Here is a 16150-nt window from a genome sequence, read left to right on the forward strand (position 1 = left end):
CGCCTGTCGCGGTTGATCCTGTTCATGGCCCTGCCCCTCTACTGGGCCGTTTCCACCGGATTGTGGGGCGCCGCCAACCATCCGACGCCCGCCGAGATAAACGTCCGGCCGCTCCCCCCGCAAGGCGGCGCGCAGCTTGATATCCCTCTTCACGCGCGACATCCAGCGCCTCCACTCCCCTGCCACTCCTCTGGCGGGCCTGGAATCGCCGCTATTGACGGGGAAGACCGTTCCGGGATAACCGATCCCGTTCCGGCTCACCGCCCGTTCGCGGGGCAGCCGGCCATTCCGTTCGTCGGTGGCGTGCTTTTTCATGTTGATGCGACTGATCCGCTTCGTCGCCATGCTGTTCGGCATCGCCACGGTCCTGGCCATCGCCGGGGCCGTCGGGGCGGTCTATGTCTTCCACGAGTTCGGGCGCGATCTGCCCGACTACCGCCAACTGGCCGACTACGAACCGCCGGTGACCACCCGCGTCCATGCCGGCGACGGCCGCCTGCTGGCCGAATACGCGGTGGAAAAGCGCGTCTTCGTGCCCATCCACGTCATGCCCAAGCATGTGGTGCAGGCCTTCCTGTCGGCCGAGGACAAGCACTTCTACCAGCACCAGGGTATCGATCCCTTGGGCATCGTCCGCGCCGCGCTGACCAACGTCAAGCAGATGGGTTCGGGCCGCCGCCCGGCCGGCGCTTCCACCATCACCCAGCAGGTGGCCAAGAACTTCCTCTTGACCAACGAGGTTTCCATCGCCCGCAAGATCAAGGAGGCCATCCTGGCCTTCCGTATCGAGCAGGCTTTCAGCAAGCAGCGCATCCTGGAGCTTTATCTCAACGAGATCTACCTGGGGTTCAGCGCCTACGGCGTGGCCGCCGCCTCGGTGAACTATTTCAACAAGTCCCTGGACGAACTGACGGTGGCCGAAGCGGCTTACCTGGCCGCCCTGCCCAAGGCGCCCAACAACTATCACCCCATCCAGAAGCACGAGGCCGCCAAGGCACGGCGCGACTGGGTGATCTCGCGCATGGAAGAAGACGGCGTCCTCACCGCCCAGGAGGCCCAGGCCGCCATGGCCGACCCCTTGATCGTCCGCCAGCGCAACGAGGGCGAGCAGGTGCGCGCCGACGTCTTCGCCGAGGAGGTGCGGCGCGAACTGGCCCAGCGCTTCGGCGAAACCGCTCTCTACAAGGGCGGTCTTCTGGTGCGCACCACCCTCGATCCCCGTCTGCAGGACATCGCCGTGCGGGCCTTGCGCCGCGGCCTGGAACGCTACGACCGTCGCCACGGCTGGCGGGGTCCGCTCAACCGGATCGACATCGCCGGCGACTGGATGCCGACCTTGCGGTCCATCGAGCGGCCCAAGGGCACAGATCCCAATTGGACCTTGGCGGTAGTCATCCACATGGACGACGCCTTGGCGGAAATCGGCTTGCCCAACGGCACGCGTGGGCGCATCCCGCTGTCCGAGATGAAATGGGCCCGCGCCCAGCGCCGCGACGACGACGGCGACGAAACCCTGGGGCCCCCGGTGAAAAAGCCGGCCGAGGTGGTCGGGCCGGGCGATGTGATCCTGGTGGAATCCCTGGCCGGCAGGCCGGTGGACGGCGAGCCGGATACCGACGAACCGCCCGTCGACGCCAAGGGCAAGCCCCTGCCGCCCAAGCCGCTGCATCCGGCGGGCATCTACGGCCTGCGCCAGGTCCCGGAAATCGACGGCGCCATCGTGGCGCTCGATCCCCACACCGGGCGGGTGCTGGCCATGGTCGGCGGCTACGCCTACGAGCGCAGCCAGTTCAACCGGGCCGTCCAGGCCCACCGCCAGCCGGGGTCGGCCTTCAAGCCCTTCGTCTACCTGCCGGCCCTGGAAGAAGGGTACACGCCGTCCACCCTGATCCTGGATGCCCCCTTCGTCATCGACCAGGGGCCGGGTCTGCCCAAGTGGCGTCCCGAGAACTATACCCAGAAGTTCTACGGCCCCAGCACGATGCGTTTGGGGATCGAGAAGTCGCGCAACCTGATGACCGTGCGCCTGGCCCAGACCATCGGCATGGAAAAGGTGGTGGATTCCGCCAAGCGCTTCCACGTGGTCGATTCCATGGACGCCCTGCTTTCGGCGGCGCTCGGATCGACCGAGACCTCGCTGCTGCGCCTGACCACCGCCTACGCCATGCTGGTCAACGGCGGCAAGGCGATCACCCCGTCCCTGATCGACCGCATCCAGGACCGCAACGGCCGGACCGTGTTCCGCCACGACGCCCGCCCCTGCGCCAGTTGCCGGGCGTTGCAATGGGCCGGCCAGGAAGTTCCCGCGATCCCCGACAACCGCAAGCCGGTGACCGATCCGGCTTCCGCCTACCAGATGGTCTCCATGTTGCAGGGCGTGGTGGAACGGGGTACCGGCACCTCGATCAAGGCGGTGGGCAAGCCGCTGGCCGGCAAGACCGGCACCACCAACAACAGCATGGACACTTGGTTCGTCGGCTTTTCCCCCGATCTGGCGGTGGGGGTCTTCATGGGCTACGACGAACTGCGGCCCCTGGGCAAGAAGGAGACCGGCGGTTCGGTCTCGGCGCCCATTTTTCGCGACTTCATGATGGAAGCCTTGAAGGGCAAGCCGGCGACTCCCTTCCGCATTCCCCCCGGCATCCGCATGGTGCGCGTCAAAGCCAGCGACGGCCGTCCGGCGGGGCCGGGCGACACCGACGTCATCCTGGAAGCCTTCAAGCCCGACAACGTCCCTTCCGGCCGGGGCGAGGTCCTGGAAGGCCGGGGCAGCCAGGACGGGCCCGCTTCCGGCTTCGACGCGGTGGGCAGCGGCTCCGGCGACGCGCCGTCCAGCGGAACGGGGGGCTTGTATTGACCCGCCGGAAAGTGTGAATATTCACCCGAACGGGTGATTGGGGAACAGGGACCGTCCAATGGCCTTTCTCGACTGGAAGGACAAGATGAGCGTCGGCAACGACGCATTGGACACCGACCACAAGAAGCTGGTCGGGTTCATCAACGATTTGCACGACCGCATGGACGGCAACCCCGATCCGGAGATCGTGGCCAGGATCGTGGACAAGCTCATCGACTTCGCCCAATACCACTTCGAGTTCGAGGAGAAGCTGCTCCGACTCTGCCGCTATCCCGAACTGGACCGCCACAAGGAACGGCATAAGGACTTGCTGGACCGCCTGCACGAGATGCGCGACAGCTACGCCGCCTCGCCCAGCGACTTCCGCCTGATCGGCATTTTCGACTTCCTGTCCAATTGGCTGATGAAGCACGTGCTGCGGGAAGACATGGCCTACAAGCCCTTCATCGAGCGGAAGTAGCCGTCCGCCCCTTGTCGGCCTTGTCCGACAATCCCCTGTCGGTCTTGCGACAGGCCTCCCTGGAACCTCCTGGAAATCCGCGGCTTTCCCGACTGGCACGGGCTTTGCTGCTGTAGGCCCGTCAGGTTGCGGAGGCCGCCATGCTGAAGCAGAAGGTCCAAGGTCTGTTCGACGAGCCGGGCTGCGCCGCCAACCGGGCCAAGTCGGACGGTGCGCGCAAGAAGGGTTGCGGCAAGGCCCTGGTGCCGGGCGCCGCGGCCGGCGGCTGCGCCTTCGACGGCGCCAAGATCTGCTTGCAGCCCATCGCCGATGCCGCTCATCTGGTGCATGGACCCCTGGCCTGCGAGGGTAACAGCTGGGACAGCCGCCACGCCCTCAGTTCCGGCCCCACTCTCTACCGCACCGGCTTTACCACCGACCTGTCCGAATTCGACATCATCCATGGCGGCGAGAAAAGGCTCTACCGTGCGATCAAGGAGATCGTCGCCCGGTACGATCCGCCCGCCGTCTTCGTCTACCAGACCTGCGTGCCGGCCCTGATCGGCGACGACGTCGTGCGCGTCTGCCGCCACGCCTCGGAAAAGCTGGGCCGGCCGGTGATCCCCGTCGAGGCGCCGGGGTTCGTCGGTTCCAAGAACCTGGGCAACAAGCTGGGCGGCGAGGCTTTGCTGGACTACGTCATCGGCACCCGCGAGCCGGCGGTATCCACCCCCACCGACATCAACATCCTGGGCGAATACAACGTGGCCGGCGAAATGTGGCAGGTCACGCCGCTGTTCGCGCGCCTGGGGATACGCATTCTCGCTTCCGTCACCGGCGACGGGCGTTATGCCGACGTCGCCGCCGCCCATCGCGCCCGGGTCAACATGCTGGTTTGCAGCCAAGCGTTGATCGCGCTCGCGCGGAAGATGGAGGAACGGTGGGGCATTCCCTATTTCGAGGGCTCGTTCTACGGCATCTCCGATACCTCGGAGGCCTTGCGCACCACCGCCCGCCTGCTGGTGGCGCGGGGCGCGCCGACCGACTTGGCGGCGCGTACCGAAGCCCTGATCGCCGAGGAGGAAGCCAAGGCCTGGGCCCGCCTGGCGGAATTCCGACCCCGTCTGGCCGGCAAGCGGGTGCTGCTCTACACCGGCGGCGTCAAGTCCTGGTCGGTGGTGGCGGCACTCCAGGAAGTCGGCATGACCGTCGTCGGAACCTCGGTGCGCAAGTCCACGGAAGGCGACAAGGAGCGCATCCGCTCCCTGATGGGCGAGGAAGCCCCCATGTTCGACGCCATCCCGCCCCGCGAAATGTACCGCATGCTGAAGGAAGGCGAGGCAGACATCATGCTGTCGGGCGGGCGCACCCAGTTCGTCGCCCTGAAGGCCCGCGTGCCCTGGCTGGACATCAACCAGGAACGATCCCACGCCTACGCCGGCTACGTCGGCATGGTGGAACTGGTGCGGCGCATCGACCTGGCCCTGTCCAATCCCGTCTGGGCCCAGGTGCGTGCCCCGGCGCCTTGGGAAGGGGAGGCCTGAGACATGACCGAAGCCCCCCGCAAGGCCTGCGCCGTCAATCCGTTGAAAAGCAGCGCGCCTTTGGGCGCGGCGCTCGCCTTCCTGGGAATCGACGGCTGCCTGCCCCTGTTCCATGGCTCCCAGGGCTGCACCGCCTTCGCCCTGGTGCTGATGGTCCGCCATTTTCGCGAGGCCATCCCCTTGCAGACCACGGCGATGAACGAGATTTCCACCATCCTGGGCGGTTCGGACAACGTGGAACAGGCCCTGGTCAACATCGTCGGCCGCACGAAGCCCAAGGTGATCGGCCTCTGCACCACGGCGCTCACGGAGACCCGCGGCGAGGACTTCTCGGGCGACCTGCGCCTGACGCTGGCCCGCCGCGACGACCTGGGAGAGACGGCGGTGGTGGTGGCTTCCACCCCCGACTTCGACGGCGGCCTGGAGACCGGCTGGAGCAAGGCGGTAACCGCCATGGTCGAACAACTGGTCCCCGCGGGGCCGCGCGAAGTGGTAGCGCCCCGCCAAGTCAACCTGCTGGCCGGCAGCCACCTGACCCCGGGTGACGTCGAGGAACTGCGTGAGATCGCCGAATCCTTCGGCCTTGATGTCATCTTGCTGCCCGATCTGGCCGGTTCGTTGGACGGGCATGTGCCCGACCGCTACATCCCCACCACCTACGGCGGCACCCGGCTGGAGGACATCCGCCGCATGGGGCGCTCGATGCTCACGCTGGCCCTGGGCGAACAGATGCGCCCCGCCGCCGAAGCCCTGGAACGCCAAGCCGGCGTGCCCTTCCGGGTGCTGGACCGCCTGACCGGGCTGGAAGCCTCCGACACCCTGGTTGCGGTCCTGGCCGAACTGTCGGGACGTCCGGTGCCGCCCAAGCTCCGCCGCCAGCGCAGCCAACTGGTCGATGCCATGTTGGACGGGCATTTCTTCTTCGGCGGCAAAAGCATCGCCCTGGCCGGGGAGCCGGATCTGCTGTGGGCCCTGGGCTCGTTCCTTGCCGGCCTGGGGGCAAAGATCGCCGTCGCCGTCGCCACCGACGGCCGGTCGCCCCTGCTGGCCCGACTGCCCGCCGCCAAAGCCTTCGTCGGCGACCTGGGCGACCTGGAAGATGCCGCCGCCGGCTGCCACCTGATCGTCGCCCCGGCCCACGGCCGCCAGGCCGGGGACCGGCTGGGCATTCCCCTGTTCCGGGCCGGCTTCCCGGTCTTCGACCGCCTGGGCGGGCCGCAACGGGTGAGCGTCGGCTACCGGGGCACCCGCGAGCTGCTGTTCGCTGTCGCCAATCTCCTGATCGAGGCCGATTCCGGCCACGAGGTCGCCCATGATGCGCAAACTGCGGCTGGTTGAAGCCGAACCGCAAGGAAAGGAAGGGGCCATGAAGGTCGCCATCGCCACCACCGACATGCAGGCCCTGAACGCCCATTTCGGCAGCACCCCCAAGTTCGCCGTCTACGAGGTGACCAAGGCCGACTGGCGCTTCGTCGAGGCGCTGGAATTCGGCGCCGTGTCCGACCAGTCCGGGCAGCATGCCGACGACGGCGAGGACCGCATCGGCCAGAAGGTGGAAGCCCTGAAAGGTTGCGCCCTGGTCTTCGTGCTGGCCATCGGCGGGCCGGCCGCCGCCAAGGTGGTCAACGCCCGTGTCCATCCGATCAAGGTGCCCGAGCCCCAGCCCATCGAGCAGGTGCTGGACCGGGTGAGGACCATGCTGTCAGGCACGCCCCCGCCCTGGTTGCGCAAGGCGATGGGCGGAAGCGCCCCGGCCGATCTGGATGAGGAGGACCGGCCATGAACGACACCGATCGGGGGCTGGAGACCCCCTTCGTCAAGACCCTGGCGTCCATCGTGCGCGCCGAGGACCGATTCGGGGTCTGGGAAGGCCGGTCGGATGCCGACCTGTTGGCCGATTTCATCGTCACTCGGGAGCAGCGCCGCGAAATGCCCTTGATGGCCGATCCCGATCCCGACCTGCTGGCCCGGCTGGAACAGTTCCACAAGGCCGTCGGGCTGACCATCGAGAAGGAAACCGGCCTGATGGCCAGCCCCATGATGACCATGCATCATGAAGGATTCGGACGCGTGGTGCTGCTGGCCGGTCGCCTGGTGGTGCTCAGCCGCCATTTGCGCGACGTCCACCGCTTCGGCTTCGAAAGCTTCGCCAAGCTGGCGGACCAGGGCATGAAGCTGGTCGCCGACGGGCTGGCCGCCATCGAAAAGTTCCCGGACGCGGCGAGGGCCTGAACCATGGGCGAGATCGACGACCTGAAGGCGGACTTGCGCAAGCTGTCGGCCCGCGCCACCACCTGGAAGATGAACCTGCACGACCTGTCCGAGGAACTTCCCGTAAACTGGGAGACCATCCCGGAGATCGCGCGCCAGACCCACGAGGCCTACGCCAAGCTCGCGGAGGCCAAGGCCAAACTCGCCGCCCTGGGCGGCGCCTGACAAGGAGCGAAGCACCATGACGGTGGCAACCCTGGTTACCCGCGACGGCAGTCCCTGGATTCCCCGGTACCTGCTGGAGATCGACGCCGAATCCTGCATCGGCTGCGGTCGCTGCTTCAAGGTTTGCGGGCGCGGCGTGATGAACCTGAAGGGCGTGGACGAGGACGGCAATCTGGTGGCGGTCGATCCCGACCTGGACGACGACGACGAATTCGAACGCAAGGTCATGGTGGTGGACAAGGGCGGCGCCTGCATCGGCTGCGGCGCCTGCGGCCGGGTCTGCTCCAAGAACTGCCAGACCCACGGGACCGCCTAGGAGACCGGCCATGACGGACTATGGGCGCCTGATGGCCGACCGGGGCGAAGGCGACGCCTTCGACCGGCACGTCTTCGCCGGCGTCCTGGCCGTCGCCATCCAGGAGGGCGGGCCGCTCACCGAGGCTCTCGGATTGTCCCCGGACGCTCTGGGGGACTTGGTGGCGCGCTACTTCCCCGGCGCCCGTTCCGTCCTCCTGGAGCTTGTCCCGCCCCTCGATCCGGACCGCGCGGCCATCGAGGAGGCGGACCTCCGCCAGCTGTTGCTCGATCACCGGACGGCGGATCGGCCGGAGGAGGGCTGGCTGGCCGCCATCGTCGCCCGGCGCAGCCAGCGCCCCCACCATCTTTGGCAGGATCTGGGACTCCATTGCCGCCAGGACCTGTCGCGCCTGCTCGCCCGCCACTTCGCCCCCTTGGCGGCCTTGAACGCGACCAACATGAAGTGGAAGAAGTTCTTCTACCGCCAACTCTGCGAACGGGAAGGCGTGCTCGTCTGCAAGGCACCCCACTGCGCCGTCTGCGACGACCGGGGGAGTTGCTTCGGCGAAGAGGCCGGATTGGCGCTGTTGCAAGGCGCCGCGTGATTTCCTTATCCGACGCCGAGCCGCATTCTTCGTTCGATAGAACGACGTTATGGGAATTGCATCATTTTCGGCACCGTTGACCGCCCGCCGGGCCGGGCGGCATACTGTCCTTCGGAATTTCGGAACCCTTCGCATCATGGACAGCACTCTTTCTTCCGGCGATCGCGATCTGGCGTCGGCCCGCCGCGTCCTCAAGCTGGAGGCGGCGGCCCTGGACGAACTTGCCGCCAGCCTGGGCGAGGCCTTCGTCGCCGCCGTGGGCATCCTGGAAGGCATTCGCGGGCGCGTCGTGGTCACCGGCATGGGCAAGAGCGGCCACGTGGCTCGCAAGATCGCCGCCACCATGGCTTCCACCGGCACCCCGGCCTTCTTCGTCCATCCCGGCGAGGCCAGCCATGGCGACCTGGGCATGATTACGGGCGAGGACGCGGTGATCGCGCTGTCCAATTCGGGCGAGACGGCGGAACTGGGCGACATGGTAGCCTACGCCTGCCGGTTCGATATCCCCCTTATCGCCCTGACGCGTAAGCCGTCCAGCGCCTTGGCCAAGGCGGCCACCGTCGCCCTGGTGCTGCCGCCTTCGGACGAGGCCTGCCCCATGGGCCTGGCGCCGACCACATCGACCACCGCCATGCTGGCCCTTGGCGACGCCCTCGCCGTGGCGCTGCTGGAACGCAAGAACTTCTCGTCCGACGACTTCCAGGTCTTCCACCCGGGCGGCAAGCTGGGCCAGCGGCTGCTCAAGGTGGCCGACATCATGCACCAGGGCGACCAGCTTCCCCTGGTCGACCGCGGGACCCCCATGCACGATGCCCTGCTGACCATGACCGCCAAGCGTCTGGGCTGCGTCGGCGTGCTGGACGGTGAGGGGCGGCTATTGGGCATCGTCACCGACGGCGACCTGCGCCGCCACATGGGCCCCGACCTCCTGGCGCGCAAGGTCGAAGACCTCATGACCGCCGGCCCCAAGACCATTTCACCCGACGCCCTGGCCAGCGAGGCGGTGCGGATCATGAACAAGAAGGCCATCACCACCCTGTTCGTCCTGGTGGACGGGCGGCCGGAGGGCATCCTCCACATCCACGATTGCCTGCGGGCCGGGGTGGTGTGACGCGGCCATGAGTGGCGACCCCTCCCCCTCCCTGCGAAGCGGTCCGGCCCGTCTCCTGCCGACCCGGATCGCCGGGTACAGTCGTTTCGTCGCCACCGCGAAGCGCTTGCTGCCGGTGGGCGCTGCGGTCCTGATCGGGTTGGTGGCGCTCTGGCCGCACATCAACAAGAAGGACAACCGGTTCCGTATCGGGATATCCGTCCTGCAGGAAGGCGATTCCTCGGCGCCCAACATGCTCAACCCGCGCTACGTCGGCACCGACAAGGAGAATCGTCCCTTTTCCATCACCGCCGACTTGGCCCGCAATATCAGCCCGGGCGCGACGACGGTGGACCTGGAAATGCCCAAGGCCGACGTTACCATGAACGACGGCACCTGGCTGGTGCTCACCGCCGCCGAAGGACGCTACGACCACATCGCCCGCAGCCTGCTGCTTGCGGGAAACGTCAATCTCTTCCACGATACCGGCTACGAGATTCGGACATCGAAGGTGATCGTCGACCTGAGCGAAGGAACCGCCAAGGGACCCGACGCCGTCGAAGGCCAGGGGCCCTTCGGCGACATGAAGGCCGAAGGGTTTCAGATCTACGATCGGGGAACGACCATCTTGTTGACCGGCCGCGCCAAAGTCATCATGTACCCGGGGGCGAGGGAAGACCTGAAGTGATGCGCATCCAGCAAAAGCACCTGGCTCTGGCCGCCCTTCTCCTGGTGGCGTCTCCCGTCCTGGCCCAGATGGCCAGCTTCGGGAGCGCCGAGGGCGGCCCCATCGAGGTACAGGCCGACAACGGCATCGAATGGCAGCAGGAAAGGAAGGTCTTCCTGGCGCGCGGCAATGCCGTGGCGACCCGCGGCGCGACCAAGGTCAACGCCGATACCTTGCGGGCCCATTACCGGGAAAAAGGCGCCCAGGGGGGCGGAGCCGACATCTGGCGCCTGGAGGCCGAGGGCAACGTGGTCATCTCCACCCCCGGCGAAAAGGCCTACGGCGACCGGGCGGAATACGATGTCGACCAGGCGGTTGTCATCCTGACCGGCCGCCAGGGGGCGAAGCTGGTGGCGCCCAACGATACTGTCACCGCCGACCGCCAGATCGAATACTGGCAGGGGAAACGCTTGGCGGTGGCCCGCGGCAACGCCCAGGTCGTCCACAAGGACCAGGGCCAGAACAAGAAACTGCGCGCCGAGATCGTCACCGCCCATTTCCGCGAGGACAAATCCGGCAAGACCCAAGTCTTCCGCGTCGAGGCCTTCGAGCGCGTGCAGATCGATACCGAAACCGAGACCGTGACCGCCGACAAGGCGGTCTACAACGTGGAAAGTGGTATCGCGACCCTTACCGGATCGGTTAAGATAAGGCGCGGTCCCAACGAGTTGAACGGTTGCGCGGCCGAGGTGAACCTGAATTCCGGCGTTAGCCGGCTGCATGGCTGCGGCCAAGCCTCCGACGGTGGGCATGGCCGGGTGAAGGGGACCTTGATGCCGACCAAGCGGAGGGAGAGCCCGTAACGCCAGCCGGGGCCGCAGGGGGAAGAATGCTGAAGCGCAAGAGCGCCGCGTCCGCCAAGAACCCGCCGTCCGGGCCGGGTCCGGCGCCGCGTCTGGTGGCCGACAACAAGGGCTTGGTGGCCAACCGGTTGGGCAAGCGCTTCAAGAAGCGGCCCGTCGTGCGCGGCGTGTCCCTGCGCATCCAGCGCGGCGAAGTGGTGGGACTGCTGGGGCCCAACGGCGCGGGCAAGACCACTTGCTTCTATATGATCACCGGCTTTATCCAGCCCGACTACGGGACCGTGATCCTGGACGGGGAGGAAATCACCGACCTGCCCATGTACCGCCGCGCCCGCTTAGGCATCGGCTACCTGCCTCAGGAAGCGTCGATCTTCCGGGGGCTTTCGGTCGAGGACAACATTCGGGCCGTCCTGGAGGTGGTGGAAAAATCCCGCGACCGCCGGGAAGCCATCCTGGACGCCCTGCTGGCCGAGTTCTCCATCACCCATCTGCGCCAGGCTCCGGCCCTGGCGCTCTCGGGAGGCGAGCGGCGGCGCGTCGAGATCGCCCGGGCGCTTGCCTCGAACCCGCACTTCATCCTGTTGGACGAACCTTTTGCCGGGATCGACCCCATCGCCGTGGGCGATATCCGCGACCTGGTCAAGCATCTCAAGGACCGCGGCATCGGCGTCCTGATCACCGACCACAACGTCCGCGAGACCCTGGACGTCATCGACCGCGCCTACATCATCCACGACGGCATGATGCTGATGGAAGGCCGGCCCGCCGACATCGTCGGCAACGAAGACGTCCGCCGCGTCTACCTGGGCGATCGCTTCAGCCTGTAGACCGGACATGGTGCTCACCCCTCGCCTCGACCTCCGCCAGGCCCAGACGCTGGTCATGACGCCGCAACTGCAGCAGGCGATCAAGCTGCTGCAATACAACAACATCGAGTTGACGGAGTACGTGGAACAGGAGTTGGAACGCAATCCGCTCCTGCTGCGCGAAGAGGAGGAACCCCCCATTCCCGGCGAGGCGGGGACCAGCCCTGACCCGGGCGAGTCCGTCGACGGTTCGGAGCGCATCCAACGCGACGGATTGGAAACCCTGGACCTGTCGCGCGACGCCGACATCGGCGAACGGCAGGAGGCCGCCCTCGATATCGACATCGACAACATGTGGAACAACAGCGAGGGCGGCCCAGAACCGGCCATGGGAGCCGGTCTGGGCTCGCAGGCCTTCGCCGAATGGGGCGGCGGGCGAGGCGGCAGCTTCGACGATTCCGAGTTCAACTTCGAGCAAACCCTGTCTGGTGAGGAAAACTTGCGCGATCACCTGATCGGCCAGTTGAACATGGGCACCCCCGACCCGGCCGAACGCCTGATCGGCATGCACCTGATCGACATGCTGGACGAGGCCGGCTACGTCAGCGGCGACCTCGAGGCCTTGGCCGAGATGTTGGGCTGCCCCTTGGCCCAGGTGGAAAAGATGTTGGCCCGCCTCCAGCAGTTCGATCCGGCCGGGCTCTTCGCCCGCAGCCTCAAGGAATGTCTGGCGCTTCAATTGCGCGACCGCAACCGGCTCGATCCGGCCATGGCGGCCCTGCTCGACAATCTAGAACTGCTGGCCCGGCGGGATATGGCCGGGCTGCTCAAGCGTTGCGGCGTCGACGCCGAGGACCTGAGCGAGATGGTGGCGGAAATCCGTGCCCTCGATCCCAAGCCGGCCCTGGCCTGGGACCATTCCCTACCACAGCCGGTCACCCCCGACGTCCTGATGCGGGCCAAGCAAGGCGGCGGCTGGATCATCGAGTTGAACAGCGACACCCTGCCCCGGGTCCTGGTCAACAACCACTATTATTCCCAGGTCACCAAGGCCGCCCGCTCGCGCGACGACAAGAGCTACATCAACGAGTGCTTCCAAACCGCGAACTGGCTCGCCCGTTCCCTGCACCAGAGGGCGACCACCATTCTCAAGGTCGCCACCGAACTGGTGCGCCAGCAGGAGATGTTCTTCCTGAAAGGCGTCCAGCATCTCAGGCCCCTGGTGCTGCGCGATATCGCCGACGCCATCGGGATGCACGAAAGCACGGTCAGCCGGGTAACTTCGAACAAGTACATCTCGACGCCGCGCGGCATCTACGAGATGAAATACTTCTTCACCACCGCCATCGCCCACAGCGGCGGTGGCGAGGCTCATTCGGCGGAAGCGGTGCGGCATCGTATCAAGGCCCTGATCGACGCCGAGGCGGCGGGCGAAATCTTGTCGGACGACCGCATCGTCACCATCCTCAAGGAAGAAGGCATCGACATCGCCCGACGGACGGTCGCCAAGTATCGCGAGGGTATGGGCATCGGCTCCTCCACCCAACGCCGCCGCGAGAAGGCATCGGGAATCTGAGGGCCGGATCGGCGGAATGGTTGCCCTCAACAGTCTATTGACACCGTCCGCCCTCGCCACTAACTTCCGGGCTTCCGCGAGCCGAGGGGGGCGGGCCGCGGGTCGGGGGTTTTTGTCTCCGGCGACAAGGGACGCTTCGAAGACAAGTACCGACGCCTGCATCGACGATCATTCTTTCATTTCCCATCCGGTGGGACGAACACGGCTCATGGAAATCACGGTCAAAGGCAAGCAGATGGATGTCGGCGAGGCCCTGCGCGGCCACGTCGAGCAGCAGCTCAACCAGGCGGTCACCAAGTATTTCGACCGCGCAATCGACGCTACGGTCGTCTTCCAGAAGACGGGCCATCAGTTCCTGGTCGACATCTCGGTGCATCCGGGTCGCGGCCTGCTGGTGCAGGGCTCTGGCAATGCCGGCGACGCCCACCAGGCGTTCGACGGAGCCATGGAGCGCATCGGCAAGCAGCTCAAGCGCTACAAGCAGCGCCTGCGGGACCACCACAAGGGTCCTGCCGACGACGAAAAGGTCGTCCTCGCCCAGCGCTATATCCTGAAGGCGGAAGGCGAGCACGAGGAAGTGCCGGCCGTGGCCCATCCCGCCATCGTCGCCGAAATGCCCACCACCGTCGCCACCATGACGGTGAGCGAGGCGGTGATGCGCATGGACTTGGCCGACGTCGCCGCCATGATGTTTCGCAATTCGGCGCATGGACGGCTGAACGTTGTCTATCGCCGTCCCGACGGCAATATCGGGTGGATCGATCCGAGCGAGAGTCACTAGACCCTCGCCCGTCCGCGCAGGAGGTGCCGATGGAGATCTCCGACCTGCTTTCGTCCGACGGAGTGGTCGCCAGCCTGAGGGCGACCAGCAAGAAGCAGGCGCTGCAGGAACTGGCGCGGCGCGCGGCGGGGATCACCGGCCTGCACGAACGGGCGATCTTCGACGTGCTGATGGAGCGCGAGCGCCTGGGCACCACCGGAGTCGGCAACGGCATTGCCATCCCCCATGGCAAGCTGCCCAACCTGGGCCGTCTGCATGGCCTGTTCGCCCGCCTGGAACAACCCATCGACTTCGATTCCATCGACGAACGGCCGGTCGATCTGATTTTTCTGCTGTTGGCTCCGGAATCGGCGGGTGCCGACCATCTGAAGGCCTTGGCCCGGGTATCGCGTCTGCTCCGGGATCGCAGCATCTGCGAGAAGCTGCGCGGCACCGACCAGCCGGATGCTCTTTTCGCCCTGCTCACCGACTCCACCGCCACCCGCGCCGCCTGACCGGCTCAGACCGACCAGGCCATCCGGGCCGCCGTCAATGCCAGGAACAGGGCGAAGACGCGGCGGAGCATCCGGATGTCCAGGCGGTGGGCCAGTCCGGCCCCCAGCGGCGCACAGACCATCGAGGCCGGTGCCAGGAACGCCAAGCCGGCCAGGCTGACGTAACCGAGGCTGAAGGGCGGGCGCCCGGTTACCTCCAGGCCCGCGAGGGCGAAACCCAGCACCCCCGGAATCCCGATCACGAATCCCATGGCCGCCGCCGTCCCCACCGCCCGGCGGACGGGATAGCCGTGCATGGTCAAGACCGGCACGACGAACGTTCCGCCGCCGATGCCCAGCAGTGCCGACAGGGCGCCGATGGCCCCGCCGAGGGCAGCCCCTCCCGGCCCTTCGGGAAGTCGGTCGCCCAGGCGCCAAGCCGGGTTGCCGAAGGCGATCTGCAGGGAAACCACGAAGGCGACGGCGGCGAACAGGCCGGCTAGTACCGATCCGTCGAGACTCGAAGCCAGCAGCGCCCCGGCCAGAACGCCACCCACCACCCAAGGCCCCAGGCGCCTCAACACCTCCTGGTCGACGGCTCCCCGTTCCCAATGGGCGCGCGCCGACGCCCAGGCGGTGACGACTATGGTGGCAAGCGACGTGCCGACCGCCATCTTCATGGACAGAGCGGGCTCGATGCCCAGGTGCCCGAAGACGTGGAACAGCACCGGCACCACCACGATGCCGCCCCCCACCCCCAGCAGACCGGCGATCAACCCTGCCCCCGCCCCGGCAAGAAGAAGGAGCACGGCGAAGGGCGCCAGTGCGGCAAGATCGGCGCCCACGTCAATCCCGGTCGTAGACGAAGAAGTCGAGTTGGCCGTCCAGATGCAGAACCAGATTGAACTGCCGGGTATAGGCCGGCGCCGCTGCGGCAAGTCCGGCGAGGGCGGCCCGATCCGCCTCCTCCAGGCGGGACTGCTTGGCGATCACGGCATAGGCATCCGTATAGACGGGCGCCACCAGTTCGCATAGCCGGGTTCCATCGGCCTTGAGCGCGCAGGCCAGGTAGCCATGCAGCCACAGGTCCTGGTGGCGGAACAGCACGTAGCCGCTGATCGGCTGCAGGTAGTCTTCACCGAAGTTCACATAGCGGCTGGGCGCGTAAAGGGTATGGGCGGTGGCGCCTTCCTGCCAGGAAAAGCGCAGGAACAGATCGCCAAGCGCCAAGCCGCCGGCGCGAAGTCCGTCCATCACCGCGTCCGCCGTCGCAAGGCGGATCGGGCGCTCCGGGCAATGGACCCGGGAAACCCAGTCGTCCTCGCCATGGGGCTGGAAGACGAAATGCCGCCCCAGCCGGACATGGGGATAGGCGGCAAGAAGATCGCCCCCGAACACCGTCTCGGTGCCAAGAATTTGGTAGAAGCGTCCGCCCCGGCTGAAGGTCAGGAACTCGGCAGGGGAATTCTTCTGGATGATCCCCCCTTCGGGTCCTGCCCCGCCTGCGGCGAAGGGCACGTTCTCCTTGCGGCATTCGTGGCCCAGGTAGGCGGTCTCGCGGCGGCCGTCCCGGACTTCCTCCAGCACGGCCTGGATGGTGGTGCACCAGGCATTCGCCCCGCCCGTCCCGTTGACGATGCGACCGGATACAAGATCGGGGGCGCGAAGAGGTACCATCCGGCGATTGTAGGGGAACAGGGACCGGGCCGCCATGCC

Annotated in this window: 19 protein-coding genes; 16 read left to right on the forward strand and 3 right to left on the reverse strand. The window is 66.8% G+C overall.

Annotated elements, in window-relative coordinates; genetic code table 11:
• On the reverse strand, window positions 1-345 hold a 345-nt coding region (locus H7841_04625; GenBank protein ID MEO5336167.1), incomplete at its 3' end, for a hypothetical protein.
• Between H7841_04625 and H7841_04630 the strand changes: the two genes are divergently transcribed.
• The 16 genes from H7841_04630 to ptsN all read left to right on the forward strand — a co-directional run bounded on the left by H7841_04630 (window position 314) and on the right by ptsN (window position 14455).
• The gene (locus H7841_04630) at window positions 314-2857 is read left to right on the forward strand and encodes a penicillin-binding protein 1A (protein MEO5336168.1); all 2544 of its coding nucleotides are present in this window, start codon (window positions 314-316) and stop codon (window positions 2855-2857) included. The two genes, H7841_04625 and H7841_04630, sit on opposite strands and share 32 nt — an antisense overlap.
• Before the next feature lie 58 nt (window positions 2858-2915).
• Entirely contained in the window at window positions 2916-3317 is a 402-nt protein-coding gene (locus H7841_04635; protein ID MEO5336169.1) for a bacteriohemerythrin, read from the forward strand.
• A gap of 140 nt (window positions 3318-3457) precedes the next feature.
• Window positions 3458-4840 (forward strand): nitrogenase iron-molybdenum cofactor biosynthesis protein NifE, encoded by a 1383-nt coding sequence (gene nifE, locus H7841_04640; GenBank protein ID MEO5336170.1) that lies wholly within the window; start codon window positions 3458-3460, stop codon window positions 4838-4840.
• A 3-nt stretch (window positions 4841-4843) separates the two neighbouring features.
• Window positions 4844-6178 (forward strand): nitrogenase iron-molybdenum cofactor biosynthesis protein NifN, encoded by a 1335-nt coding sequence (nifN, locus tag H7841_04645; protein ID MEO5336171.1) that lies wholly within the window; start codon window positions 4844-4846, stop codon window positions 6176-6178.
• Entirely contained in the window at window positions 6153-6623 is a 471-nt protein-coding gene (nifX, locus tag H7841_04650) for a nitrogen fixation protein NifX (protein MEO5336172.1), read from the forward strand. The genes nifN and nifX overlap by 26 nt, the downstream gene beginning before the upstream one ends.
• Window positions 6620-7072, forward strand: coding sequence for a NifX-associated nitrogen fixation protein (locus H7841_04655; protein MEO5336173.1), 453 nt, complete (start codon window positions 6620-6622; stop codon window positions 7070-7072). The genes nifX and H7841_04655 overlap by 4 nt, the downstream gene beginning before the upstream one ends.
• Before the next feature lie 3 nt (window positions 7073-7075).
• Entirely contained in the window at window positions 7076-7276 is a 201-nt protein-coding gene (locus H7841_04660; protein ID MEO5336174.1) for a hypothetical protein, read from the forward strand.
• A gap of 16 nt (window positions 7277-7292) precedes the next feature.
• Entirely contained in the window at window positions 7293-7592 is a 300-nt protein-coding gene (gene fdxB / locus H7841_04665; protein MEO5336175.1) for a ferredoxin III, nif-specific, read from the forward strand.
• A 10-nt stretch (window positions 7593-7602) separates the two neighbouring features.
• Window positions 7603-8178 (forward strand): nitrogen fixation protein NifQ, encoded by a 576-nt coding sequence (locus H7841_04670; GenBank protein MEO5336176.1) that lies wholly within the window; start codon window positions 7603-7605, stop codon window positions 8176-8178.
• Between the two features lie 136 nt (window positions 8179-8314).
• Window positions 8315-9289: a KpsF/GutQ family sugar-phosphate isomerase gene (locus H7841_04675; protein MEO5336177.1), complete on the forward strand. Its 975-nt coding sequence runs from the start codon at window positions 8315-8317 to the stop codon at window positions 9287-9289.
• Window positions 9290-9296: 7 nt separating this feature from the next.
• Window positions 9297-9956 carry an LPS export ABC transporter periplasmic protein LptC gene (gene lptC / locus H7841_04680; protein ID MEO5336178.1) on the forward strand — a complete coding sequence of 220 codons (660 nt, stop codon included), beginning with the start codon at window positions 9297-9299 and terminating at the stop codon, window positions 9954-9956.
• Complete coding sequence (locus H7841_04685) at window positions 9956-10798, forward strand: hypothetical protein (protein ID MEO5336179.1); 843 nt, start codon at window positions 9956-9958, stop codon at window positions 10796-10798. The genes lptC and H7841_04685 overlap by 1 nt, the downstream gene beginning before the upstream one ends.
• A gap of 26 nt (window positions 10799-10824) precedes the next feature.
• On the forward strand, window positions 10825-11625 hold the full coding sequence (gene lptB, locus H7841_04690; GenBank protein MEO5336180.1) for an LPS export ABC transporter ATP-binding protein: 801 nt from the start codon (window positions 10825-10827) through the stop codon (window positions 11623-11625).
• A 7-nt stretch (window positions 11626-11632) separates the two neighbouring features.
• Window positions 11633-13180 carry an RNA polymerase factor sigma-54 gene (gene rpoN, locus H7841_04695; GenBank protein MEO5336181.1) on the forward strand — a complete coding sequence of 516 codons (1548 nt, stop codon included), beginning with the start codon at window positions 11633-11635 and terminating at the stop codon, window positions 13178-13180.
• A gap of 208 nt (window positions 13181-13388) precedes the next feature.
• Complete coding sequence (gene raiA, locus H7841_04700; GenBank protein MEO5336182.1) at window positions 13389-13961, forward strand: ribosome-associated translation inhibitor RaiA; 573 nt, start codon at window positions 13389-13391, stop codon at window positions 13959-13961.
• A 29-nt stretch (window positions 13962-13990) separates the two neighbouring features.
• The gene (gene ptsN, locus H7841_04705; GenBank protein MEO5336183.1) at window positions 13991-14455 is read left to right on the forward strand and encodes a PTS IIA-like nitrogen regulatory protein PtsN; all 465 of its coding nucleotides are present in this window, start codon (window positions 13991-13993) and stop codon (window positions 14453-14455) included.
• A 5-nt stretch (window positions 14456-14460) separates the two neighbouring features.
• On the opposite strand, the gene H7841_04710 is transcribed toward ptsN, so the two are convergent.
• Together H7841_04710 and H7841_04715 are read right to left on the reverse strand one after the other, a co-directional pair.
• Window positions 14461-15279 carry a sulfite exporter TauE/SafE family protein gene (locus H7841_04710; protein MEO5336184.1) on the reverse strand — a complete coding sequence of 273 codons (819 nt, stop codon included), beginning with the start codon at window positions 15277-15279 and terminating at the stop codon, window positions 14461-14463.
• Window position 15280: 1 nt separating this feature from the next.
• Window positions 15281-16147, reverse strand: a complete 867-nt coding sequence (locus tag H7841_04715; GenBank protein MEO5336185.1) for a hypothetical protein — start codon at window positions 16145-16147, stop codon at window positions 15281-15283.
• Window positions 16148-16150: the final 3 nt, after the last annotated feature.

It is taken from the genome of Magnetospirillum sp. WYHS-4 (genome assembly GCA_039908345.1).
Lineage (GTDB): Bacteria > Pseudomonadota > Alphaproteobacteria > Rhodospirillales > GLO-3 > JAMOBD01.